Annotated in this window: 24 protein-coding genes; 17 read left to right on the top strand and 7 right to left on the bottom strand. The window is 65.8% G+C overall.

Going from position 1 to position 23186, the window contains the following annotated elements:
- The first annotated feature begins 4 nt into the window (after positions 1-4).
- The 5 genes from rpsK to truA all read left to right on the top strand — a co-directional run bounded on the left by rpsK (position 5) and on the right by truA (position 3710).
- A complete protein-coding gene (rpsK, locus tag ACQY5A_RS20800; RefSeq protein WP_428342197.1) occupies positions 5-427 on the top strand; it encodes a 30S ribosomal protein S11 in 423 nt (140 codons plus the stop codon).
- Between the two features lie 27 nt (positions 428-454).
- On the top strand, positions 455-1060 hold the full coding sequence (gene rpsD, locus ACQY5A_RS20795; protein WP_428342196.1) for a 30S ribosomal protein S4: 606 nt from the start codon (positions 455-457) through the stop codon (positions 1058-1060).
- Positions 1061-1135: 75 nt separating this feature from the next.
- On the top strand, positions 1136-2182 hold the full coding sequence (locus ACQY5A_RS20790) for a DNA-directed RNA polymerase subunit alpha (RefSeq protein WP_428342195.1): 1047 nt from the start codon (positions 1136-1138) through the stop codon (positions 2180-2182).
- 117 nt (positions 2183-2299) lie between these two features.
- On the top strand, positions 2300-2827 hold the full coding sequence (gene rplQ, locus ACQY5A_RS20785; protein ID WP_428342194.1) for a 50S ribosomal protein L17: 528 nt from the start codon (positions 2300-2302) through the stop codon (positions 2825-2827).
- A gap of 10 nt (positions 2828-2837) precedes the next feature.
- Positions 2838-3710 (top strand): tRNA pseudouridine(38-40) synthase TruA, encoded by an 873-nt coding sequence (gene truA, locus ACQY5A_RS20780; RefSeq protein ID WP_428342193.1) that lies wholly within the window; start codon positions 2838-2840, stop codon positions 3708-3710.
- A gap of 8 nt (positions 3711-3718) precedes the next feature.
- Here the strand turns inward: truA and ACQY5A_RS20775 are convergent, their stop codons facing one another.
- From ACQY5A_RS20775 to ACQY5A_RS20765, 3 genes are all read right to left on the bottom strand, one after another.
- Positions 3719-4387: a cutinase family protein gene (locus ACQY5A_RS20775; protein WP_428342192.1), complete on the bottom strand. Its 669-nt coding sequence runs from the start codon at positions 4385-4387 to the stop codon at positions 3719-3721.
- 71 nt (positions 4388-4458) lie between these two features.
- On the bottom strand, positions 4459-5079 hold the full coding sequence (locus tag ACQY5A_RS20770) for a cutinase family protein (protein WP_428343267.1): 621 nt from the start codon (positions 5077-5079) through the stop codon (positions 4459-4461).
- Between the two features lie 46 nt (positions 5080-5125).
- A complete protein-coding gene (locus ACQY5A_RS20765; protein ID WP_428343266.1) occupies positions 5126-5995 on the bottom strand; it encodes a cutinase family protein in 870 nt (289 codons plus the stop codon).
- 134 nt (positions 5996-6129) lie between these two features.
- Between ACQY5A_RS20765 and eccB the strand changes: the two genes are divergently transcribed.
- A complete protein-coding gene (gene eccB / locus ACQY5A_RS20760; RefSeq protein ID WP_428342191.1) occupies positions 6130-7536 on the top strand; it encodes a type VII secretion protein EccB in 1407 nt (468 codons plus the stop codon).
- Here the strand turns inward: eccB and mycP are convergent.
- Together mycP and eccD are read right to left on the bottom strand one after the other, a co-directional pair.
- Positions 7492-8850, bottom strand: a complete 1359-nt coding sequence (gene mycP / locus ACQY5A_RS20755) for a type VII secretion-associated serine protease mycosin (protein ID WP_428343265.1) — start codon at positions 8848-8850, stop codon at positions 7492-7494. The two genes, eccB and mycP, sit on opposite strands and share 45 nt — an antisense overlap.
- A gap of 11 nt (positions 8851-8861) precedes the next feature.
- On the bottom strand, positions 8862-10211 hold the full coding sequence (gene eccD, locus ACQY5A_RS20750; RefSeq protein WP_428342190.1) for a type VII secretion integral membrane protein EccD: 1350 nt from the start codon (positions 10209-10211) through the stop codon (positions 8862-8864).
- A gap of 122 nt (positions 10212-10333) precedes the next feature.
- On the opposite strand from eccD, the gene eccCa reads away from it, so the two are divergent.
- From eccCa to ACQY5A_RS20725, 5 genes are all read left to right on the top strand, one after another.
- Positions 10334-14146 (top strand): type VII secretion protein EccCa, encoded by a 3813-nt coding sequence (eccCa, locus tag ACQY5A_RS20745; protein WP_428342189.1) that lies wholly within the window; start codon positions 10334-10336, stop codon positions 14144-14146.
- The gene (locus tag ACQY5A_RS20740) at positions 14143-15360 is read left to right on the top strand and encodes a type VII secretion-associated protein (RefSeq protein ID WP_428342188.1); all 1218 of its coding nucleotides are present in this window, start codon (positions 14143-14145) and stop codon (positions 15358-15360) included. Before eccCa ends, ACQY5A_RS20740 begins: the two co-directional genes overlap by 4 nt.
- Before the next feature lie 114 nt (positions 15361-15474).
- On the top strand, positions 15475-15774 hold the full coding sequence (locus tag ACQY5A_RS20735) for a WXG100 family type VII secretion target (protein WP_428343264.1): 300 nt from the start codon (positions 15475-15477) through the stop codon (positions 15772-15774).
- A gap of 12 nt (positions 15775-15786) precedes the next feature.
- On the top strand, positions 15787-16092 hold the full coding sequence (locus tag ACQY5A_RS20730) for a WXG100 family type VII secretion target (RefSeq protein ID WP_428342187.1): 306 nt from the start codon (positions 15787-15789) through the stop codon (positions 16090-16092).
- A gap of 355 nt (positions 16093-16447) precedes the next feature.
- On the top strand, positions 16448-16837 hold the full coding sequence (locus ACQY5A_RS20725) for a HicB family toxin-antitoxin system (RefSeq protein WP_428342186.1): 390 nt from the start codon (positions 16448-16450) through the stop codon (positions 16835-16837).
- Here the strand turns inward: ACQY5A_RS20725 and ACQY5A_RS20720 are convergent.
- Positions 16834-17094: a hypothetical protein gene (locus ACQY5A_RS20720; protein ID WP_428342185.1), complete on the bottom strand. Its 261-nt coding sequence runs from the start codon at positions 17092-17094 to the stop codon at positions 16834-16836. The two genes, ACQY5A_RS20725 and ACQY5A_RS20720, sit on opposite strands and share 4 nt — an antisense overlap.
- Before the next feature lie 289 nt (positions 17095-17383).
- On the opposite strand from ACQY5A_RS20720, the gene rplM reads away from it, so the two are divergent.
- The 5 genes from rplM (at position 17384) to ACQY5A_RS20695 (ending at position 21499) form a co-directional block, all read left to right on the top strand.
- A complete protein-coding gene (gene rplM / locus ACQY5A_RS20715) occupies positions 17384-17827 on the top strand; it encodes a 50S ribosomal protein L13 (RefSeq protein ID WP_428342184.1) in 444 nt (147 codons plus the stop codon).
- A complete protein-coding gene (gene rpsI / locus ACQY5A_RS20710) occupies positions 17827-18318 on the top strand; it encodes a 30S ribosomal protein S9 (protein ID WP_428342183.1) in 492 nt (163 codons plus the stop codon). The genes rplM and rpsI overlap by 1 nt, the downstream gene beginning before the upstream one ends.
- Before the next feature lie 99 nt (positions 18319-18417).
- A complete protein-coding gene (gene glmM / locus ACQY5A_RS20705) occupies positions 18418-19755 on the top strand; it encodes a phosphoglucosamine mutase (RefSeq protein WP_428342182.1) in 1338 nt (445 codons plus the stop codon).
- A 38-nt stretch (positions 19756-19793) separates the two neighbouring features.
- Complete coding sequence (locus tag ACQY5A_RS20700; RefSeq protein WP_428342181.1) at positions 19794-20096, top strand: type VII secretion target; 303 nt, start codon at positions 19794-19796, stop codon at positions 20094-20096.
- 65 nt (positions 20097-20161) lie between these two features.
- Positions 20162-21499, top strand: a complete 1338-nt coding sequence (locus tag ACQY5A_RS20695; RefSeq protein WP_428342180.1) for a hypothetical protein — start codon at positions 20162-20164, stop codon at positions 21497-21499.
- Between the two features lies 1 nt (position 21500).
- Here ACQY5A_RS20695 and ACQY5A_RS20690 read toward each other — a convergent pair whose 3' ends face one another.
- On the bottom strand, positions 21501-22343 hold the full coding sequence (locus ACQY5A_RS20690; protein ID WP_428342179.1) for a hypothetical protein: 843 nt from the start codon (positions 22341-22343) through the stop codon (positions 21501-21503).
- A gap of 482 nt (positions 22344-22825) precedes the next feature.
- On the opposite strand from ACQY5A_RS20690, the gene ACQY5A_RS20685 reads away from it, so the two are divergent.
- Positions 22826-23113 (top strand): hypothetical protein, encoded by a 288-nt coding sequence (locus ACQY5A_RS20685; protein ID WP_428342178.1) that lies wholly within the window; start codon positions 22826-22828, stop codon positions 23111-23113.
- Positions 23114-23186 lie beyond the last annotated feature (73 nt).

Raw genomic sequence — 23186 nt, 5'->3', positions numbered from 1 at the left:
GTCAATGCCACCAACCAAAAAGCCTGGGCAGTCTGCGTCCGCGAAGAAGGGTCAGAAGACCCGGCGGCGGGAAAAGAAGAACGTTCCGCACGGCGCTGCGCACATCAAGAGCACGTTCAACAACACGATCGTGACGATCACCGACCTGCAGGGCAATGTCCTGGCGTGGGCGTCGTCCGGCCACGTCGGCTTCAAGGGGTCGCGTAAGTCGACACCGTTCGCCGCACAGCTGGCCGCGGAGAACGCGGCCCGCAAGGCCCAGGAGCACGGCGTGAAAAAGGTCGACGTGTTCGTCAAGGGCCCGGGCTCGGGCCGCGAGACCGCGATCCGGTCGCTGCAGGCCGCTGGCCTCGAGGTCGGCGCGATCTCTGACGTCACCCCCCAGCCGCACAACGGCTGCCGTCCGCCCAAGCGGCGCCGGGTCTAGTCGGGAACAGGAGAAGGTAGACACACAATGGCTCGTTACACCGGACCCATGACCCGTAAGTCACGCCGTCTCGGCGTTGACCTCGTCGGCGGGGATCAGTCCTTCGAGAAGCGCCCCTACCCGCCCGGCCAGCACGGCCGCGCGCGGATCAAGGAGAGCGAGTACCGCCAGCAGCTGCAGGAGAAGCAGAAGGCCCGCTTCACCTACGGCGTGATGGAGAAGCAGTTCCGCCGCTACTACGCAGAAGCGGCCGGCCGTCCCGGCAAGACTGGTGACGAGCTGCTGCAGATTCTGGAAAGCCGCCTGGACAACGTCGTGTACCGCTCGGGCATTGCCCGGACCCGTCGGATGGCCCGTCAGCTGGTCAGCCACGGCCACTTCACGGTCAACGGCGTCAAGGTGACCATCCCCAGCTACCGGGTGTCGCAGTACGACATCATCGATATCAAGGGCAAGTCGCTGAACACCGTGCCGTTCCAGATCGCCCGTGAGACCTCCGGCGACCGTCCGATCCCCAGCTGGATCCAGGTCGTCGGCGAGCAGCAGCGCATCCTGGTCCACCAGCTTCCCGAGCGCGCTCAGATCGAAGTGCCGCTCACCGAGCAGCTGATCGTCGAGTACTACTCGAAGTAGCTAGACCCCTACGCCGCCGGCGTAGGACTGAACGGCATCAAATAGCGGGTGCCGAGAAGGAGATAGAAGAACACCATGCTGATTTCACAGCGACCAACTCTGTCCGAAGAGGTCCTCAGCGACAGCCGTTCGCAGTTCGTCATCGAGCCGCTGGAGCCGGGTTTCGGCTACACGCTTGGTAACTCGCTGCGGCGCACGCTGCTGTCCTCGATTCCGGGCGCAGCCGTCACCAGCATCCGCATCGACGGTGTGCTGCACGAGTTCACCACCGTGCCGGGCGTCAAGGAAGACGTCACCGACATCATCCTGAACCTCAAGAGCCTGGTGGTCTCCTCCGAAGAGGACGAGCCGGTCACCATGTACCTGCGCAAGCAGGGCCCGGGCGAGGTCACCGCGGGAGACATCGTGCCGCCCTCCGGCGTCACCGTGCACAACCCCGAGATGCACATCGCGACACTGAACGACAAGGGCAAGCTCGAGATCGAACTCGTCGTCGAGCGTGGCCGTGGTTACGTCCCGGCCGTGCAGAACAAGGCCTCGGGTGCTGAAATCGGCCGTATCCCAGTCGATTCCATCTACTCGCCGGTGCTCAAGGTGACCTACAAGGTCGACGCGACCCGTGTCGAGCAGCGCACCGACTTCGACAAGCTGATCCTCGACGTCGAGACCAAGAGCTCGATCGGCCCCCGTGACGCCCTGGCGTCCGCGGGTAAGACGCTGGTCGAATTGTTCGGTCTGGCACGCGAACTCAACGTCGAGGCCGAGGGCATCGAGATCGGCCCGTCGCCTGCCGAGGCCGACCACATCGCGTCGTTCGCACTGCCGATCGATGACCTGGACCTGACCGTGCGCTCGTACAACTGCCTCAAGCGCGAGGGCGTGCACACCGTCGGCGAGTTGGTCTCGCGCACCGAGTCCGACCTGCTCGACATCCGCAACTTCGGTCAGAAGTCCATCGACGAGGTGAAGGTCAAGCTGCACCAGTTGGGTCTGTCGCTCAAGGACAGCCCGGCCAGCTTCGACCCGTCGGAGGTCGCCGGCTACGACGTCGCCACCGGCACATGGTCCGCTGAGGCCGCCGCCTACGACGACCAGGACTACGCCGAAACCGAACAGCTTTAACGGCCGTCCGGTGACGATGCGGCCGTGCAGCGGCCGCTGAGGAATCGGACACATTTGAGAGAAGTCCGTCCCGGTCCTACCTGATACGGGGGCCGGCCCCATTGAGGAGAAGTCGCAATGCCCAAGCCCACTAAGGGTCCTCGCCTCGGCGGGTCGTCTGCACACCAGAAGGCGATCCTGGCCAACTTGGCGACGGCGCTGTTCGAGCACGGCCGGATCAAGACGACCGAGCCCAAGGCGCGGGCACTTCGGCCCTACGCCGAAAAGCTGATCACCCACGCCAAGAAGGGCACGCTGCACAATCGGCGTGAGGTGCTCAAGAAGATCCGCGACAAGGACGTCGTGCACAACCTTTTCGCTGAGATCGGGCCGTTCTTCTCGGACCGCAACGGTGGCTACACCCGCATCATCAAGGTCGAGAACCGCAAGGGCGACAACGCCCCGATGGCGGTCATCGAGCTGGTGCAGGAGAAGACGGTGACCTCCGAAGCCAACCGCGCACGTCGCGCCGGCGCCTCGAAGGCTGCCGCCGCGGCACCGGACGCTGTTGAGCCGGAAGCCACCGAGCCGGAAGCTGTCGCGGAGACCGCGGAGACCGAGGTCGTCGAGGAGTCCGAAGCCCTCGAGGCCGACAGCGCAGAGTAGCGATACAACGTTGAACGACGTGCCCGCCATCGACACCGATGGCGGGTTCGTTCGTCTTCGGCTCGATATCGCTTACGACGGAACGGCATTCGCGGGTTGGGCCAGTCAGTCCGGTCAGCGCACCGTCGCCGGTGTCCTCGAAGAGTCGCTGTCGACGGTGTTCCGCAGCCCGCTGCGGCTGCGCGCCGCCGGTCGCACCGACACCGGCGTCCATGCCACTGGCCAGGTCGCCCACGTCGACGTTCCCGTCGACGCACTGCCCAACATCTATCCGCGCACGCCGCGGCCGAACCTACCGGAGTTTCAACCACTCGTCCGTCGGCTGGGCAGGCTGCTGCCCGCCGACGTGCGGGTGCGCCGGATCATCCGTGCGCCAACGGGTTTCGACTCGCGGTTCTCGGCGCTGCGCCGACACTATGTGTACCGAATGTCCACCGCCGACTACGGGGTGGATCCGCAACAGGCTCGCTACATCACCAGCTGGCCGCGGCCGCTCGATGTCGACGCGATGGCATCGGCATCGCGCAAGCTGTTGGGGCTCAACGACTTCGCGGCGTTCTGCCGCCACCGCGAAGGGGCGACGACGATCCGCGACCTGCAGCGATTCGACTGGGAGGGCGACGGCGATCTGATCACCGCGCACGTCACCGCCGACGCGTTCTGCTGGTCGATGGTGCGGTCGCTGGTCGGCGCGCTGTTAACGGTCGGCGAACATCGGCGCACCGCCGAGTGGTGTGCTGAGTTGCTCACCGACACAAGGCGTTCCAGTGATTACGCCGCGGCACCGGCACGGGGTTTGACGTTGGTCCGAGTGGACTATCCGCCGGATGCCGAGTTGCAGGCCCGCACGTTGATCACCCGTGACCTTCGCACCCGGGATTGAGCTACCAGCTATAGCCTGCCGGCGACGAAGTTGGCGGCCTGATCCACCAGCCCGCCGTCGATGTAGGACGGCTGCAGATGCGAGTGCCAGTGCAGGTCCTGGATGCCGCCGGTGCAGATTGGGTCGCCGGCCGCGCACTGGTCAATGACCTTGCCCGCGAACGCCGGGCTGGGGCCGGGGACGGCGCCGACCACTTTCTGCGTGGCGTTACCGAACAGCGCGACCGCGGCGATGTGCTGATCGACCGGCGGCGGTAGCGGATTGGTGAAGCCGAATCCCGGCTGGTTCATCGCGATCACGACGTCGGCCGCGGCGGCGCCCAGCGAGTAGCCGCCGAGCACCTGCCGGGTGTTCGGGCAACTGGCCGCCATGGACTGCGCGTGGGCGCTCATGTCGTTGGAGCCCTTGGTGACGCTGACGTCCGCGGGGTAGTTGACCCCGTAGGCGCCGATCGTCTTGCCCGGGACCTTGTGCTGCAGGGCGTTGATGAAGGCCTGGCCGACCGCGCCGACGCCCGGTGCTTCTTCGCGGCCGCGGGCGAAGTCGACTTCGACGTCGGGGCAGGCCGCCGATGCGGCCGGAATCGACGACACGGGTCGGGGCGCGAGTGCCGGGGCGGCCAGCAACGCGGCAGCGAACAACGCCACTGATGCCAGCCGGAGCAGCCCAGATCGCATGACAAAGAAATTAGCGGGTAAAACTAGTCGCCCGCTGATACCGACCTGTGCGTTCTATCAGCAAATGTGGGTCAGGCGAGTTTGCCGGCCACGAAGTCGGCGGCCTGATTGACCATGCCGTCCTTGATGTAGCCGGCGGCCATGTGCTGGTTCCAGTTGTCCTGCCAGGTGTGCGGGTCGGCCGGGTTGCAGATCGGGTCGGCGCCGTGGCACAGGTCGATGGTCCGATCGGCGTAGATCGGATTGAAGTTCGCGATCGGGCCTACCCACTTGGTGCCGTTGCCGAAGAGTGCGATTGCGGCGATGTGCTGGTCAGCGCCCGGCGGCAGCGGGTTGTTGAAGCCGAACATCGCGCCGGGAGCGGCCATAACGACGTCGGTGACCGCGGCGCCGAGCGAGTAGCCGCCCAGGACCACACGTGTGTTCGGGCAGCTGTTGATGATCGACCCGACGTGTGCGCTCATGTCGTTGGCGCCGATGGCGACCTCGGTGTCGGCCGGGTAATTCACCGCGTAGAGGCCGACATTTTTGCTGACTCGGGACCGCAATGCATTGACAAAGGCGTTGCCGAGAACACCCGGGCCGGGTGACTCCTGGCGCCCCCGGGCGAATACCACCTCGACGTCGTGGCAGGCAGCGGATGCGGTCGGAAGTATCGCCGGGGCCAAGGTCGGCGCGAGCGTCAACACCATGACCAACAGGCCGGCGGCGGACGCGGCCCGGATTGTCGTCACAGAATCAGCGAAACGCGATGGGTTGGGTCTGGCTGACCACAGACGGGGCCGGGCCGGCGGGGGGTGGTCCGGGAAGCGGACCCTGTCCGGGCAGCGGGCTTTGACCCGGTAGCGGGCTCTGACCGGAAACCGGGCTCTGTCCAGCTAGCGGGCCGGGTCCGGGCGGCAGGCCCAGCGGCGAACCGTCGGGTCCGGTCTGGGGGAGCACCGACAGCAGCCGGGTCGCCACGAAGCTGGCGGCCTGGCTGCTGTAGACGGGCACGTAGCCGTCGGTGTGGCCCTTCCACTCGTTGCCCTGGCCGGCGTGGCAGATCGGGTCCTCGGGGTTGCAGTAGTCGATCGCCTTCGCGCCGAACATCGCGCTCTGCGCGGCGATCGAGCCACCGCTGCGATCGGCCGGGTTACCGAAAGTGGTCACCGCGATGACGTGGGTGGCGTATTGCGGCGGCAGTGAATCACCCCAGCCGACGCCCCCGATCTGAGTGCCGGTGACGATGTCGACCACCGATGCACCCTGGGAGTAGCCGCCGAGCACCTGGGGGGTGGCCGGGCATTTGTCGGCCATCTCCTTGATGTGCTTGATCGCGTCTTTGGCGCCGTCGTTGCCGTGGATCTGCAGCAGGGTCGCGCGGTAGTTCACCGGGTAGGCGTCGACGTTCTTGCCGGTGGTCTGCTTGATGCCGTCCGCGAGGGCCTGGCCGACGCGTCCGAGGCCCTGCGGCTCGTCGGTGCCGCGGGCGAAGGTCAGCGCAACATCGGGGCAGTTGTCGGCCTTAGCGGAGGGGGCCGCAGCGGGTGCGACGAGCAGTACACCCGCCCCCAGCAATGCGGCAGCGGTCAGGCTGAAACAGCGTGACCAGGCACGACGGGACATGGTACGGCGCTTGCGGCTAATGCTCACCAGGTGATTCTACGGATATTTGGCATTTCGGTCACATCAACGGTCTTAGGGGTTGGCTGTGGATCGTGGAGCGCGTCCTGCGCGGCCGCTGCTTAGCGTGAAGCGGGATGGCATGGCAACCGACCACCAGGCTGGAGATCAGCGGGCATCGATTCCTGCGGCGGCGTATCGAGTGTGCGCTTCTGGGCAGAGATGTTCGCGCTGTCACTGACTCGATGCGCGCGCCCGCGCAGTCGCTGACGGCAGGCCTGGTCCTCGCGATCGTCGTGCTGGCCGGATGCCTGGTGCTTGCGCTGGTGCGTCCGCAACCCGGCGCGGAGACGGCACCGATCGTGATGGAAAGGCAGTCTGGGGCGCTCTACGTCCGGTTGGGCGAGACGCTGCATCCGGTGTTGAATCTGGCGTCTGCCAGGTTGATCGCGAAGACGAACGCGGACCCCCAGGCGATGGCCGCGTCGGCATTCAGTCGCACCAAGAGGGGCCCGCTGCTCGGGATCCCTGGTGCACCGCAGCTTCTCGGACCGCCGCTCGGCGAGGACGAATCGCGGTGGACCGTCTGCGACAGCCGCGACGGTACGACGGTGATCATCGGTGGGGAACCGCCATCCGGTGTTCTTCAGCGCGAGCAGACCATGCTGGTCCGGCCATCCTCCGGGGGATCGACCTATGTCTTATTCGATGGTCACCGAGCTGTGGTAAATCCGGATGACGCTGCGGTTGCGCGCGCGCTGAGGCTCGACGGCCAGACGCCGCAGCCGGTATCACCGGTGCTGCTCAACCTCATCCCCGAGTCGCCGCCGATCGTCACGCCACGGATTCCCGACGTCGGCAGACGCGGGCCAGACTCACTTCCCGCATTTCCGGTCGGCAGCGTCCTGCGAGTGGCCCGCACGCGCGGCGGCGATGAGTATTACGTCGTGTTGCGGGAAGGGGTTCAGCGCGTCGGGCAGGTAGCCGCCGATCTCATGCGGTTCGCCGACTCGCAAGGCACCCGCACCGTGTTGTCGATTGCACCCGACGTCATCCAGACCACGAAGTCGGTGACGCGTCTGCCGGTGGCCGACTACCCCGATCGGGTGCAGACGCTGACGGTTGCCGACGGCACGACGGTCTGTGTCAGTTGGTTACATGCGGCATCGGGCAGAGTCTCGGTCTCGTTCTCGGTTGGCGGCCTACCCATTTCGGCCGGACAGGCGCCGGTTCGCTTGGTGCAGGCCGACGCGGAGGGGCCTGCCGTCGACGCCGTCTATCTGCCGCCGGGGCGCGTAGCGTACGTCCGCGCCACCAGCTTGTCGGGCGCCAACGTTCGGGCCGGCACCCGCTACCTGATCTCGGACACCGGCGTCCGCTTCGCCGTTCACGACGACGATGCCGCCCACGACCTCGGCCTGCCGGCCGGGTTGGTAGCAGCACCCTGGTCCGTGTTGGCAGCGCTGCCTGCCGGGCCTGAGTTGAGTCGAGCCAATGCCTCAGTCGCTCAGGACGTTCCGGCTTCCGGAAGTCGGTCGCCGTAGCCGCATTGCGCAGACGCACAGGGTGGCCGCCAGGAAGACGCCACAGAGCGCGGAGCCGGTGAAAGCGACACGCTGCGCTCGGTGATCCGGCGCCGGGGGAAGCGCGGGTTCGGCGACGGGTGTCGACGTCGGGGTCCGCGGCGGAACTGGGGCCGTCGGGCTGTCGGTGCTGACCGCGGCGAGGCAGTCCACCACTCCGGCGCCGACGCGCGGATCCGATCCGTCGGCAGGATGATGCGCGGTGGCCTTGATGCGTTGCATCACCTGACGGGCCGTCCACGTCGGGAAACGGGATCGGACCAGCGCCACCAGCCCACTGACCACGGGCGCGGCGTAACTCGTACCGGCCAGAGGACTCGAACCTTGCTTCGCCACAACCGCATTGGCCAACCCATCACCGGACGAGCTGAGCGATATCACCTCCTCACCCGGTGCGGCGACGTCGACCCACGGTCCGGCGAGACTGAAGGACGATGGCTCGCCGCGCGCGTTCACCGAGCCCACGGTCAGCACGTAGTCGTCGTACCATGCCGGGCTCGCGACGACCGTCGCAGATGCCCAGGTCGCGTCGGCCTGCTGCGCAGGGCACTGTCCGGCGCCGGTATTCCCCGCTGCGGCCACCACGACGACGTTCTTGGTGTCGACCGCGTAGGACAACGCCGCGCCGAGTGCGCCGTCGTCGAGCACTGTGTCGGCGGGGGTGCAGGCGACCGAAGATATGTTGATCACGGAGGCGTCCAAGTCAGCGGCGGTTCTTACGGCACGTGCCATCGTGTCAACGTCTCCGTATCCCGGTGTTGCCGAATCGGCGGCGACGCCGAACCTGGTGCTGGACTGTCGAATGCTGATCAGACTTGCCTCCGGAGCGACGCCGCGGAAGTCGTCGGCGTGGTGGGGATCCGCTGTGGCGGCGATGATCCCAGCCACGCCGGTGCCGTGTCCGTCGCAGTCCTGCGTGCCATCGCCGTTGGACACATAGTCACCGCCGGGCCTCACGTGCGGTAGTCGCGGGTGTGGTGCAACGCCGGTGTCGATGACGGCGACGCGTTGACCCACACCGCGGGTGAGTTTCCAAACCTGTTGTAAGTCGAGCCCGGACAGCTGGGTGGCATCGTTGGGTGCATTGGCCTTTCGATCGAGGGACGGTATCGCGCAGATCTCGCGCTGCACCGTTGGTTGAGGTGGACGTGCCGGCGCAGACTGCGGGAGCCGGCTGTCGTCAATCGCCGGCGGCGACACAGCCCGCGCCGGCGGTGCGAGGCAAGGTGGCAACACGGCTACCGCTGCAGCCGTCACGCATCGCCCGACGGCCAATCGCGCTGACGTCACGTCAAATTCACGCTGCGAACCGCGCCGAACAGACCGCCCACCCAAAATGTCAGGGGCACCACTGTCGCGAAGGCGAGGTATTCCACCAGTTCGAGCCCGCGCCGCCAGAACGGAGACCCCGTCGCCGCAACGCCGACGAAGCCGACATACAGCGCGAGGCACCCGAGGGTGGCCGCCAGCACCGCGATGTACAGCGCATGATGTGGATATCGGGCTGCACACCCGACGAGCGCAGCGCTGAGTGTAACCGCTCCGCAGATAACTGTCGGCACGGCTAAAGCGATGTCGGGATGGGTGCGGGCCCGCAACATCAGGACGCTGCCTACGACGGCGGCTAACACAACGCTGGGTGCGGAATATCGAAGTAGGGCGCCCACGGCTCCCAACGTGGCCGAGGCCGAGAACGCCGCAACGAAGCTGACGAGCCAGTCGTGCGCCCGAATTGCTCTCTCGTTCAGGTGATCTGGCGCGTCAGGTGTTAAGCGCGCAAGCATGGCCGATGCCTGGGGCGATGCTTCGATCATCGCCAACGATATTGCCGCGAGCCCCGCGCCGATGATCGACATCGGCTCTGCCGTGACCACGCCTACGATGGCAGCCGCCAGGCATGTCGCTGCAAAGCATGTCAGAATATCGAATAGTATTGCGCGACAGGCGATCATGCGGACTATCGCAGCGGAGGTGGCCGTGGCAGCCGCTGCGAAGAGCGCGTTCGGTGCGCCCGGGCCGCCGGGAACGGCAAGCAGTCCGGCTAGCGCTGCGAATCCAGTGGCCGTCAAGCCCAGCGTCAGACCTGCGCCGCCCGTGCTGAACACGCGACACGCGACGACCGCTGCCAGGAGGGAGAGGAAGCTGATCGTTGCGGCGATGCCGACACAGATCGCGCGGTGTGTCCCGTCGCCATCGAGCGCGGTTCGAAGCAGCACAACCGCGCCGACGCCGGCCCAGCAGCTCGCGACGAGAGCGCTGACCAGCTGAGCTGCCCGCCGGTTCCAGCGAAGCTCAGTGGCGGCGACCGCAGCTGATACCGCCTCCGCCGTGTCGTCAGAGGTCGGCGCCACGAATGCTGCCGACGAATGGATCAGGGTTAGTGCCGTTCCATCCCGAATCTTCATTTCTCGCAACGTCTTCGACGTTGGCAACGGCGTGCCGGCCAAGGTGGACAATTGGTACCTCACAGCGGTCCGGCCAGCGTCGACGTCGCTGCCGCCCGCGAGCGCATCGACGATCGCCGGGATCAACAGCCCGACGGCAACCGTGGCTGACACCACCACGTCGACGCGGGCGGATTCGGCGTGAATCGATAATCGCCTGATGTCTCCGGGCGCCCCCGCTGCTTGTCGCACGCCGACCTCCATTCGCCTACACGGACGCTAGCCAGTGCGTGGACACGCCGTATGCGTTGATCCACAGGCGACTTGCCGCAGGTGTCCTCCGTGTCTACCGTGCCCAAGGCATGGAGGGCTGGATGCCGTTCGATAGCGAGGCGACCGTGGAGTATCCGGTACTCGAGCGATTGCCGCCGCCGGTATGCGAGACCCGCGACATCGCCGTCGCCGCGCCGCCGGAGGTCGGTCACCCGCAGCCGAATCATCTGTTCCGCCTGCTGCCGATCCTTACTGCCGTCGCGACGGTGGTGGCAATGGCGGCGGCCTACTTCACGCGGTCAGCGGTGGCGCGCAATCCGGCGTTTTTGATGTTTCCGGTCATGATGCTTGTGTCTGCGGTCGCGACGGTATTTTCGGGCGTGGATCGGCGCCAGAGCGAGATCAATGTCCGGCGTGCAGACTTTCTCGACCATCTGTCGATGGCGCGCGCCGAGACTCTCAAGATCGCTGCAGCACAGCACCTTTCAATCGTATGGCACCATCCCGAACCTGACACGCTGTGGACCCTGGTAGGGGGTCGTCGGATGTGGGAGCGACGACAGGCGGACGCAGAATTTTGCCAGGTGCGGATCGGCACAGGATCCCAGCCGCTTTCCGCGCGCTTGGTTGCGCCCACCACGGACTCGGTGAACCGCATCGATCCGGTGGGTGCGTCTGCGTTGCAACGCTTTCTGAAAACACATTCAATGGTGTCGAACGCGCCGGTCGTGATCGCGCTGCGCGATTCTGCGGCCGTGAGAGTCGTCGGCGACCCAGAGCAGGCGCGGGCACTTCTGCGCGCCATGATCTGCCACGTGGCCGTCATGCACAGTCCGACAACGGTCCTGATCGCCGCAGCGGTGACCGACCGCAACCGACCGAATTGGGAGTGGTTGAAATGGTTGCCGCACAACCGACATCCCTACGCTTTTGACGACTGCGGGCCGTCCCGGATGGTGTACGAGTCCGTGGCGGCCACCCGTGAAGAGATCAGCCACGTGATGGGACGGTGGAATGGCCCAACCGCCCCGCAGGTCGTCGTTGTCGTCGACGGTGAATGCGAGGACCCGGAATGGGCCGCAGACGGCGTGATCATGCTGACGGTCGAACGCCGCAACGACGGACCGGTGGTCGTCAATGTGTCGGGTGAAGGCGTTGCCGCACTTCCTGATCAGCTGAGTTATGCCGCGGCGCTGGTGTGCGCGCAACGATTGGCAGGCTACCGAGCGACCCGCATGAACACAGCGCTCAACGAGAAGACGTGGCTAGACTTGGTCGGCATCGATGATGTCGTTGCGTACTCGCCGGTTGCTCGACGGGGGATCAGAAGTCTTCGCGTGCCGGTGGGCACCAGGGCAGACGGGACGCCGGTAGAGCTGGACATCAACGAGGCCGCCGCCGACGGCATGGGGCCGCACGGACTTTGCATCGGGGCAACGGGCTCGGGGAAATCGGAATTCCTTCGCACGGTCGCCTTGGGCATGATCGTCGGTCATTCGTCGGACGAACTCAACCTGGTGCTGGTCGACTTCAAGGGTGGGGCAACGTTCTCCGGGCTCGAGCCCGCGCCGCACGTGGCTGCTGTCATCACGAACCTGTCCGACAAGGCGGCGCTGGTCGGTCGAATGCGCGACGCGTTGATGGGCGAGATGAATCGCCGTCAAGAGGTGCTGCGCGCGGCGGGCAACCTCGACGGGATCGCTGCGTACCAACGCCGGCGACGGGAGGACCCGCGATTCGGCCCGTTACCGACGTTGTTCATCATCGTCGACGAGTTCTCCGAATTATTGAGCCAGCAGCCGGATTTCGCGGATGTCTTCGTCGCGATCGGCCGGCTGGGGCGTTCGCTGGGTGTGCATCTGCTGCTGGCAAGTCAGCGTCTTGACGAAGGCAGACTGCGGGGTCTGGAGTCGCACCTGTCGTATCGGGTCTGCCTGAAAACATTGTCGGTCAACGAGTCACGAATAGTGCTCGGCACGTCGGAGGCCTACGAGCTACCGGGCACGCCGGGAGCTGCCTACCTGCGGGTGGGCACGGATGCGCCGGTGCGGTTCCAGACCGCTTTCGTCTCCGGTCAATTCGCGGAGCGTTCCGACGCCGCCAGGCTCATGCTGCCGCAACGCGATACGGGACCGACTCCTGTCCGCCTGTTCACCTGCGAATCCACCGGGCCAGTCGAGTGTGTCCGTAGCGTCGAGAGGGATCCGGCTACGCGCCCCACAGTGTTGCAAGCGATCATCGGACGGGTATCCAGCGGCGGCCCACGAGCACACGAGGTATGGCTGCCACCACTGGGATCGGCGCCCGCACTGAACACCGTCCTGCAGGATGCCGTCCCGGTCGGGGCGTTGACCGCACCCATCGGCGTCGTCGACCGGCCGTTCGAGCAGCGACGCACGCCCCTGATGATCGATTTGTCCGGTGCTGCAGGCAATATCGCTCTTGTCGGCGCACCGCGGTCTGGCAAGTCGACAGCGTTGCGCACACTGATCACCGCGCTGGCGGTAAGTCACGATCCGCGAATGGTGCAGTTCTATTGTCTCGATTTCGGTGGCGGCATGTTGGCTTCGCTGCGCGACTGGCCGCACGTCGGGTCGGTCGCCGGACGGGCCGACCCGCAGCGTGTGCGCCGCACGCTCGCCCGGCTCGCTGCTGTCATCCGTTCGCGCGAAGCATTGTTCCGCGAGCACGGTATCGAATCGATCGAGCGTTACCGACAGCTCAAGGTGAACCGGGACCCGTTGTGCGATCGGTTCGGCGACCTCTTTTTGATTGTCGACGGCTGGCTCAGCCTACAAAGGGAACTCGACACGGCGGAAGCCTCGGTCACGGCGCTCGCCGGCGAGGGACTCTCCTATGGCGTGCATGTCGTGGTCTCTGCCTCGCGCTGGGCCGAGATCCGGCCGGCGCTGAGGGATCAGATCGGGACGAGGATCGAGTTGCGCCTTGGGGACCCGGCGGATTCCGAGTTGAATCGCTCTTGCGCTCAGCAGGTTCCAGAAGGTGAACCCGGTCGCGGACTGACCCCTGAAGGCCTCCACATGCTGATCGCTCTACCAAGGCTCGACGGCAATGACTCCACTTCGGACCTCACAGAGGCCGGTTCACGGTTGGGGGAGATGCTGCGGCAGCGCCACGACGGCTGGACCGCCCCTCCGATTGCGGTGTTACCGCTGCAGATCGAGCACAACCAGGTGATCGAGCGGGTTGGCACCACCGACACCGGGCTTATCGTCGGCATTGACGAGAACGAACTCGAGCCGTTGGCGATCGATTTCACGTATCAGTTGCATCTTCTGGTCCTGGGCGAGAACGAGTGCGGGAAGACTGCGACACTTCGGGTCTTCTGCCGTGAGCTGCTGAGAAAAAGGCCCGCAGTTCAGCTGTTCATTGTCGACCCACGGCGCTCTCTGCTCGGCACCGTCGAGCCTGAAGCCGGGCGGCTCGGTGGTTATACGGCGTCCGCCGACGCGATCGGCGAATCGATGCCGCGGCTGACCGAAATGCTGCGCCGGCGGATGCCTCCTCCGAATGCCACGCCCATGCAACTACGCAGCAGGTCGTGGTGGTCGGGGCCGGAAATCTACGTCGTGGTCGACGATTACGACCTGCTCGCCACGACCGGGGGTAGCCCGCTGGCGCCATTGCTGGAGATGCTTCCGTACAGCCGAGACCTGGGATTGCATCTTCTAGTGGCGCGCAGCACCCGCGGCGCGGCACGAGCGATGTTCGAGCCACTGCTTGCCGGCATGCGCGATGCGGGTTGCATGACGTTGCTGATGAGTGCAAGTCCGGAGGAGGGATTGACTGTCGGGCCGGTGCGCCCGTCTCAGCTACCGCCCGGACGCGGTGTATTGATCACTCGTCGTGGCGGCCCACAGTCGATCCAGGTCGGTTGGATACCGGAACCGTGAGGTCGCATGTCATCGAGGTCGGACCGAGGTCGGTGCGTCGATTATGTTGCGGCGGAGACACAGTCGTCGACCTAGAGGCGGAACGGGCCGCGTTCGAGAGCATCGACGACCATGTCGCGTTGGTCCACCTTCGACCCGTCGCCGTTGCGTCGATATGGGAAGACGTCTTGGAGTCGATCGACTGCGGCACTGCCGAGCATGTGATCGTCGTTCACCCGTCTTGGTGGTCACCGGCGCGCGTCGGCGTCGTCAGCGCGGCCGCGCGGACTCTTGTTGGCGCCAGCGAGCTTCGGCCGCGGTCGTGGCTACTTGCCCACGCATCGCTATCCAAGTCTGAGCGTGCCACCCTAGTCGTGGAAATCGCCGAACACTTCGTTGTTCTCACGGGCACCACAACTGCGGCCGAGACCCGTCGTCGAGACCAGGTCGAGGTCGCCGAGGCAGTCGCGCGTTCGGTCCTAACGCCGCCCTCCGATACCACGGAGACCGTGGTCATCGACGCACCGTTAACGGTGCCCGGCGCCGCGACACTGGCGGCGTCCATAGCCGAAAGGCTGCGGGACGCTTGCGGAATGAACGTCATACTCGCAGACGACACTCGAATGACACGGCTCGCTGGAGCGCTCACATCGGAAGACCAGCAACGCCTCGACACCGATCCCGGTGCACATGCTGGAGCGCATCGCAGTCGACGGGTGCTCACAATGCTGGTGCTTGTCATTGCATTCATCACCAGTGTTGTTGCACTGCAACGTCACACCGAGCCGCCCACTCACGAGGACCTGCCGACGACGTTGGTGATGGAAGGGCACCTTGCAGTTGAGGTCCCCACCGGATGGACGATGCGACGCATTGTCGCCGGCCCGGGTTCCGCCCGGTTGCAGATCACATCGCCGACAGATCCTGAGGTGGCCTTGCACGTGACCCAGTCGCGGGTCGCCCTGTCCAGTCTTGACGCGACGGCGGAGTTCCTCAAAAGTGCGGTTGACGCAGCGCCGGCCGGCGTATTCGTCGACTTCAACCCGTCGGACCGGAGTGCAGGACATCCGGCAGTGACCTATCGAGAGGTTCGGGCGGCCCATGACATCCGTTGGACGGTCTGGGTCGACAAAGCGGTACGGATCAGCGTCGGCTGCCAAAGCCGCAGCGGTCGCGACGACATGGTGCGTCCGGAATGTGATGTGGCAGTCCGATCGGCACGGGCTGTGAACTGAATCTGGTGGGAACCAGCCCACGCAGGCTTGAGTCTTACTTGTTGTCAGCGCGGGCGGGCCCGCGGTCATCGGCGGGAAGAGGAACCAGTGAGCGCACCGACGGGCGGCAATGCACTGAGCACCGATTTCGATCTCATGCGCTCGGTCGCTGCGGTGATCGATACCCGCAATGAGGAGATCCGCGCGGCGCTGCAGGCGTTCATCGGCCGCGTGAGCGGTGTGCCGCAATCCGTGTGGGGTGGCACTGCAGCGGCCCGATTCAAAGATGTCGTGCAACGGTGGAACACGGAGTCGATGAGGCTGCACCAAGCTCTGCACAGCATCGCGGAGACCATTCGCTACAACGAAGTTGCGCTACGGGAAGCGGCCGACAGCCATGCGTTGCATATCGGCGCTGCCGCCGGAAATTTGTGAGGCCGGCCGCCAATGGATACGCGACTGTCGTACAACTTCAACGAGATCGAAGGGTCTGTTCGCCGAGAGATCCACACCGCGTCGGCGCGGTTCAACGCCGCACTGCAGGAATTGAGGGCGCAGGTCGCGCCGCTGCAAGAAATGTGGACCCGCGAAGCTGCAACCGCGTACCGAATCGAGCAGGTCAAGTGGCATCAGGCCGCCACCGCGCTCAATGAAATCTTGGTCGACTTGGGAAACGCAGTAAGGGATGGCGCCGACGATGTTGCTGCGGCGGACCATCGGGCGGCCGGCGTGTGGACCCAGCCGGGACGCTGATCCCATAAAGCTCTGCGCGGTTCCGTCGGTAGGAGAGACCGGCGGGACCGCGCAGTTCACTTCGGCGGCTGAAGGCGCGGGCAGCCGACCTGCGAACATCATCGTCTAGGAAAGTTGACTAGAAACAGTCAAGCTAGGTGGACTATTCTCGTGGTGAGTGATCAACCCTCGCGTTCGGTCGTGAAGCGGTTGCGCAATGCGGGGTTCGTGAATCCGACGGTAGGGGCAGTCACACCAAATGGAGCCACCGAGAGTCTGGTGCGTACGTGGTCGTAGCGACAGGACATCGCATGATCTCGGCAGGCGTCGTCCATCAAGTGAATAAGGCGATAGAACGCAGCAAAGAGGATTCCTGATGCATGAGTACAAGGTCGACATCACGCGCGAAGGCCGCTGGTGGATGGTCCACATCCCCGAGGTCAAGGGCCTGACTCAGGCCCGCCGGCTTTCCGAGGCGCCCACGATGGCTCGCGAATACATTGCACTCGATCGCGGGATTCCGCTGGGGGAAGTCATCGTTGAAGTCGTCAGCGTTCGAGTCAAAGCGCCGGCTAACCGTGAACTCCTCGAACCTGCCCGCGAGATCAAGGACCTGCGCGCGCAGGCCATCGAGCTAGAGCGAACGAGCGTCGATCAGGCGCGAGAATATGCACATTGGCTGGTCACGCAAGGCGTACCCGTTCGCGATATCGCTGCACTTCTCGACATTTCGCCTCAACGCGTCAGCCAACTGGCCAACTCTTAAGCGGCGTGGTGGCCTTGCCACGGCGTGTGTTGCGCATCGTCTTGCTTTGCGCGGTCCATGAGCTCATAAAACCCCGCCCAGGCCGCGACGATCGTCGCGAGCACCAACGCGAGACCGATCAACACCACCGGGTCGACGAAGGTCAGCGACAAGATCGCGACGACGAGGCCCCACAGAAGCTCCGCGCGCTTGCTCCAGAGCTTGTCGACGATCGCGCGGTCAGCCTGCTGCGGCCCAATAGTCTCGTCGTTTGGCATCTTGACCTACTCGGAATTAAAGTCACCGCGATTTTATGTACCTTGTGCTGTGCCAAGTTATGGCGCGCATATCAGGTTCGGGGATTCGCATTCCGGGGGCGTCAGCGCTGCCCGCGAGCTCTCCAGGTCGCGTTTTGACCTGCGCGGATATCCGCCGGTAAGCTGCTCCGTTGGCGTGCGGTACGCCGGGACTCGGGTCAATGTCGGTCGCCGAGAACATCTCAAAGCCGCAAACGTCTGACCGGCACCCGGGTCACCGGGATCCACCCGAGAAAGAGAAGGTAGCGCTGTGTCCACCTACGCGCCGAAGGCGGGTGACACCACGCGGACGTGGTACGTCATCGACGCCCAGGACGTGGTGCTCGGTCGCCTGGCCGTCGCGGCAGCAACTCTGCTGCGCGGTAAGCACAAGCCGACATTCACGCCCAACACCGACGGCGGTGACTTCGTCATCATCGTCAACGCCGACAAGGTCGCCATCGGCGGCGACAAACTGCAAAAGAAGCTGGCCTACCGCCACTCGGGTTACCCCGGCGGTCTGCGCAGCCGCACGATCGGCGAGCTGCTGGAAAAGCACCCCGATCGGGTCGTCGAGAAGGCAATCGTCGGCATGATCCCCAAAAACAAGCTCGGCCGGCAGATCAAGAAGAAGCTGCACGTCTACGCCGGTCCGCAGCATCCGCACGGCGCTCAGCAGCCGACTCCGTTCGAGATCAAGCAGGTGGCCCAGTAATGACCGAGACCGCAGCAACTGAGACTGAAACCGTCGTCGAAGCGGCCACTGAGACCGTCGAGCCCGCCGCAACCCCGGCCGCGCGCGGGGACGCCGTCGTCATCGATCGCCCGATCCAAACCGTCGGCCGTCGCAAGGAAGCCGTGGTCCGGGTTCGCCTGGTCCCTGGCACCGGCAAGTTCGACCTCGACGGCCGCAGCCTGGAGGCCTACTTCCCGAACAAGGTGCACCAGCAACTGATCAAGGCCCCGCTGGTCATCGTCGACCGGGTGGACGCCTTCGACGTCTTCGCCCACCTCGACGGCGGCGGGCCGTCCGGCCAGGCCGGCGCGCTGCGTCTGGCCATCGCCCGGGCGCTGATCATCGTCCAGCCTGATGACCGGCCCGCGCTCAAGAAGGCCGGCTTCCTGACGCGTGACCCGCGTGCAACTGAGCGCAAGAAGTACGGCCTCAAGAAGGCCCGCAAGGCGCCGCAGTACAGCAAGCGCTGATCCAGGCGGCGATCACGGCCGCGTACCAGTTGGGTGGCACTCCGGCGAATCCTTTTGTCGTTTGTGTGCGCGGTCACCAACTGTGAGAGGTTTGACCGCATGGGTCGACTATTCGGCACTGATGGCGTCCGCGGGGTTGCCAATCGCGAACTCACCGCCGAGCTCGCGTTGGCGCTCGGCGCCGCCGCTGCTCGCCGGCTGACCAGGCCGGGCAGCGGTAGACGACGAGTCGCAGTGATCGGCCGCGATCCCCGCGCCAGCGGCGAAATGCTGGAAGCCGCGGTGATCGCGGGCCTCACCAGCGAAGGTGTGCATGCGCTGCGTTGCGGCGTGCTGCCGACCCCGGCCGTGGCCTACCTGACGCACGAATACGACGCCGACTTCGGCGTGATGATCTCCGCGTCGCACAACCCGATGCCCGACAATGGGATCAAGATCTTCGGGCCGGGCGGCCACAAACTCGACGACGCGACCGAAGACCAGATCGAGGATCTGGTCGCGTCCGGACCCGGGCTGCGTCCCGTCGGCTCCGACATCGGCCGCGTGATCGACGCCGAGGATGCGCTGGACCGCTACCTGCGTCAGGTCGGCAAAGCCAGCACCGTCCCGCTTCATGGTCTGACCGTGGTGGTCGACTGCGCTCACGGCGCCGCCTCGACCGCCGGGCCGCGGGCCTACCGCGCCGCGGGTGCGCGCGTGATCGCAATCAACGCCGAACCCAACGGCCTCAACATCAACGACCGCTGCGGCTCGACGCATCTGGACGTGCTGCGCTCGGCGGTCCTGGAACACCGCGCCGATCTCGGGCTGGCGCACGACGGCGACGCCGACCGCTGCCTGGCCATCGATGCGGCCGGCGAGGTCATCGACGGCGACGCCATCATGGTGATCCTGGCGCTGGCCATGCAGGAAGCCGGCGAACTGGCCGGCAACACTCTGGTCGCGACCGTGATGAGTAACCTCGGGTTGCACCTGGCGATGCGCGCCGCCGGGGTCAAGGTCCGAACCACCGCGGTCGGTGACCGATATGTGTTGGAAGAGCTGCGATCTGGAAAGTTCAGCCTCGGCGGCGAGCAGTCCGGACACATCGTGTTGCCCACTCTGTCCACAACCGGCGACGGCATCCTGACCGGCCTGCGGCTGATGTCGCGGATGGCGCAGACCGGGACCTCGCTGGCCGGCTTGGCCTCCGCGATGCACACTCTGCCGCAGGTGCTGATCAACGTCGACGTCTCCGACAAGGCCGCCGCCGTTGCCGCGCCCTCAGTGCAAACCGCGGTGCAGCAGGTCGAAGACGAACTCGGCGACACCGGTCGAATCCTGTTGCGACCCTCGGGAACCGAACAGATGATCCGGGTGATGGTGGAAGCCGACGACGAGCACGTTGCGCACCGGCTGGCCGCCCACGTCGCCGACATGGTGCGCGCCACCCGCTAGAGCGGAACCTTCGCGCGACTCGTTGCGTCGAAACTGTTATGGCACAACGAGACGCATTTGTCGACGCTGCAGCTGTTCATGCCGTCGCGAATCGATTTGACGACGCGGCACATCTGATCGACGGCGCGGTGCGCACCCATTTCGGCAGGTTGGCCTTCGACGGCACCACCTCCGGCCGTGCTTACATCGGCCAGGGCGACGCATTGCGGTTCGCCCTGCATCGCCTCGGTGCTGAGCTGACCCAGTGGGCGCGGGCCAGCATGGAGGTGGCGGCGGCGCTGCGGGCGAGTGCGGATCGCTATGAGGAGGCCGATCAGCTGGCCGCCGCGCGGATCGCCTGATGGCGGCGTGCCGGCGACCTGACCATGCGCCGCAGGGGCGGTGCCTATGAGGAGGAGCGGCACAATTGGCCGATAGCTATGACGTGGCCGCGCGGCTGGCCGAAGGCAGGCAGGCGGTCGAGCACACCCAGACCTACGTGCGGGCCTGTCAGTCGGTGGGTTATCAGCAGCCCGATCTGACCGCGCATCCGTCGCAGGTGGGGGACTGGTACGACACCGAAGCCGGACTCGACCTGCGGGTGCTCGACGGGGATGCCGCCGAACTCCGTGCCGCGGTCAGCGCGATCGAGGAGGCGCTGTGGATGCAGCGCACGCAGGTCACCGAGCTGGCGGCGGCGTGGCGAGGTTCGGGCGCCGAGTCGGCGATGCGATTCCTACAGCGGCACTGCGACGTCGCGGCGCAGGTCGCCTCGCATGGTCGCGCCGCCGCCGAGCACTGCGCGACACTGCGTGATGACGTGTGGCAAGCAGTCGACGGCAAGGTCGCGACCACAGTCGCGATCGACGAACGTCGGGCGGCGGAGCGCTCGGCATGGCTGGCCGCCGCGCATGCCGTCACGGCAGGTTCGGGGGACCGGTCGGCGGCCGAAGTGGTGGTGCACCGTCAGGTCATTCCGTACGTGGACAACGATATTCGCAATGACTGGCTCGCCGCGATGTGCTCGGCGAATGCCTCGGTGGCGTCGTCCTACGACACCGCCATCCATTCGCTTGCATCGACCGGTGACGTGTGTTTCGACATCCCCGGCGATCTTGGACCGAGTTGGAAACCGGCGTACGACGAGTGTGACGCGACGCCGGCGGCGGTAACGCTGCCCGCCGGCCCATTGCCGACCGTTCCGGCGGCTGCTGCGAGTCCATCGCCGTCGATACCCGAAGCGCCTTCAGCGGATGAACCCGACGCCGCTGCCTCGATGCCGCCGGAACCGGCCGATCCACTCGGCGACGCTGCCGGGTTGTCCGCCGGCGCAGGTGGTCTCGGCGGGCTGGGTGGTATGACAGGCGGCATCGGGAGTGTGGTCGGAAGCATCGTCGACAGTATCGGCAGCCTGCTGGGCTCGTTGGCCGGCGGCTTGGGCGGAAGTCCCGACGCCGGAGATGACCCTGTCGACGTCGACGATACCGACGATCCGCTGGTCGATGATGACGCCGACAATGCAGACACCGACAAGCCAGACGCGGACGGGCCGCCCAGCACCGGGGAAGCCGTGCCCGAGCCGCCGGTGGTCGAAAATCCAACCGCCGCAGCCGAAGTCGTCGGCGAGCCGGCCGCGCAACAGGTCGACCCGCCGGCGGATACGCCGTTGCCCGCCGAGCAGTCCGCACCGGCAACGGCACCGGCGGACGACGGGTCAACACCCTGCGAGATCGCCGAGGACCAGCTGCCACAAGTGGGCCAGTGACTCAGCCCTTGATCAGCGCGACGAACTTCTCTTCCGGCGTCAATCGTGCGGCTTCCTCGCCGATGGGCAAGGTCTTCGGCAGCTGGACGTCAGGGTCGGCGAAGTCGCGATACGTCGTGTCGCCGGTGAGCGTGTAGAGCAGATAACCCGTCAGCAGCGCCCGAATGATCTTCTGTGTCTTGCGATCCGGGCCGCCAAGGCCGAGCGCCGTGGCCAACCGGCGTCCTTCGGCAAGCCCGTCAGCTTGGGCTTTGTTGACGATGCGCAGCGTCGCGGCGTCCCAAGCCTGCCAGAGTTCAATAGCGTTGGAGCGCAGTGTCTTTGCCGAACCCGGTGCGCTGAACACCACACCTGGTACCCGCAGCGCCGCGGCCGGCTGATCGGCCGACGGGGTGGTGACCGTCGGGAACACCGCGGCCACCGCTTTGGGCTTGGTCTTCATCCCGGCGGCGGCGAACACGGCTGCCGAGGCGCCGAAGCCGTGGCCGATCACACCGAGCTTGTCGGGATGCACGCTGATCTTGCCTGGCCCCAGCCGCACCCCGGCGGCGATGTCCAGCGCGGTGCCCAGGTCGAAGGCGAGGTTCAATACCGACGGCGCCACTCCGCGCTCGGTGTCGGGAGCCGTCGCGACGATGCCCCAGGACGCGAGGTGCTCCAGCAAACCCGAATACCGGGCGGCGCCGGTGAGCCAATCGTGGCCGAACACCACCGCAGGTAAGTGCAAACCCGCCTCGGGCGTGTAGACAAAACCCGGCAGGCCGGCGAAGGCTAAGTCACCGCGCAACACCCGGTGCGGGCCGCGACGGCTCAGGGCGCCAACGAGCTTGCCGGTCTTTGCCACCCGATGACGGTAGCGCACCCCGAAACCCGCGCCGTCGCCCTGCGGCCAGGTTAATCAGTCAATATCAAGCCCATTGACAGCACATCTGCAGCTAACACGCCCGCGGACGGCGTTTTGCCCGCCGAACGACGTGGTGGGGCATGCGACATGAATCTGAAGCGGATCGCGTTCAGCCGCCTCGGTCGGGACGACTGCTTCAGCTGCTGGTCGATGGCTCACGGATTCATCTGGTCGCCCGGTCCCAGACCAGAGCACTTACGTCAACGTCAACGCGGGTTTCGCTTGGTATTGAAACCTATTCAATACCAAGCTTATTCACAGCAACTCATAACAAGTTTTGCCAGCTAAAGGTTTAGCTCAGGGCGTGTGGGTGGTACCAGGAGTCGGTGATAAACATCAAACAAATTGCAGCTGCGACCGCTATCGCCGCGGGTCTGGGACTTGCCGGCGTTGGCGCAGCGAGCGTCGCTGAGGCCATGCCGATGGCCCCGCTTCCCGACTACCACTGGTGTCCCGGCCAGTTCTACGACCCAGCGTGGGGCAACAACTGGGACCAGGGCCGCTGTCACGATGACTTCTACGGCGACGGGGACCCGCACGACCGGGATCACTGGCACGGTCAGGGTGACTGGCGCAACGACAACGACCGGGGTGGCTTCGACAGGGGCGACCGGGGTGGCTTCGACCGAGGCGACCGGGGTGGCTTCGACAGGGGCGGCCCCGGTGACCACGACATGCGCGGTCCGGGTGACTACGACCGCGGCCGGTAGGCGAATCGACAGATAACCGACCTTACGCAGGTCAGAACGGTGCAGCCGTCCCGATCGGGGGCGGCTGCACCGC

The sequence above is a fragment of the Mycobacterium sp. genome, from assembly GCF_965277065.1.
Taxonomy (GTDB): Bacteria; Actinomycetota; Actinomycetes; order Mycobacteriales; family Mycobacteriaceae; genus Mycobacterium.
Note: the sequence above shows the minus strand (reverse complement) of the source record. Positions and strands in the feature narration are given on the sequence as shown.

What these genes read in the sequence shown, in the direction of transcription:
- eccB (WP_428342191.1), top strand. Translation starts at nt 6,130, where the DNA reads ATGGCATGGCAACCGACCACCAGGCTGGAGATCAGCGGGCATCGATTC.
- ACQY5A_RS20770 (WP_428343267.1), bottom strand. Translation starts at nt 5,079, where the DNA reads ATGGTGTTGACGCTCGCGCCGACCTTGGCCCCGGCGATACTTCCGACC.
- ACQY5A_RS20790 (WP_428342195.1), top strand. Translation starts at nt 1,136, where the DNA reads ATGCTGATTTCACAGCGACCAACTCTGTCCGAAGAGGTCCTCAGCGAC.
- ACQY5A_RS20765 (WP_428343266.1), bottom strand. Translation starts at nt 5,995, where the DNA reads ATGTCCCGTCGTGCCTGGTCACGCTGTTTCAGCCTGACCGCTGCCGCA.
- ACQY5A_RS20685 (WP_428342178.1), top strand. Translation starts at nt 22,826, where the DNA reads ATGGCCCCGCTTCCCGACTACCACTGGTGTCCCGGCCAGTTCTACGAC.
- eccCa (WP_428342189.1), top strand. Translation starts at nt 10,334, where the DNA reads ATGCCGTTCGATAGCGAGGCGACCGTGGAGTATCCGGTACTCGAGCGA.
- rpsD (WP_428342196.1), top strand. Translation starts at nt 455, where the DNA reads ATGGCTCGTTACACCGGACCCATGACCCGTAAGTCACGCCGTCTCGGC.
- rpsK (WP_428342197.1), top strand. Translation starts at nt 5, where the DNA reads ATGCCACCAACCAAAAAGCCTGGGCAGTCTGCGTCCGCGAAGAAGGGT.
- ACQY5A_RS20700 (WP_428342181.1), top strand. Translation starts at nt 19,794, where the DNA reads ATGGCACAACGAGACGCATTTGTCGACGCTGCAGCTGTTCATGCCGTC.
- ACQY5A_RS20725 (WP_428342186.1), top strand. Translation starts at nt 16,448, where the DNA reads ATGCATGAGTACAAGGTCGACATCACGCGCGAAGGCCGCTGGTGGATG.
- rplQ (WP_428342194.1), top strand. Translation starts at nt 2,300, where the DNA reads ATGCCCAAGCCCACTAAGGGTCCTCGCCTCGGCGGGTCGTCTGCACAC.
- rpsI (WP_428342183.1), top strand. Translation starts at nt 17,827, where the DNA reads ATGACCGAGACCGCAGCAACTGAGACTGAAACCGTCGTCGAAGCGGCC.
- ACQY5A_RS20775 (WP_428342192.1), bottom strand. Translation starts at nt 4,387, where the DNA reads ATGCGATCTGGGCTGCTCCGGCTGGCATCAGTGGCGTTGTTCGCTGCC.
- glmM (WP_428342182.1), top strand. Translation starts at nt 18,418, where the DNA reads ATGGGTCGACTATTCGGCACTGATGGCGTCCGCGGGGTTGCCAATCGC.
- ACQY5A_RS20730 (WP_428342187.1), top strand. Translation starts at nt 15,787, where the DNA reads ATGGATACGCGACTGTCGTACAACTTCAACGAGATCGAAGGGTCTGTT.
- ACQY5A_RS20720 (WP_428342185.1), bottom strand. Translation starts at nt 17,094, where the DNA reads ATGCCAAACGACGAGACTATTGGGCCGCAGCAGGCTGACCGCGCGATC.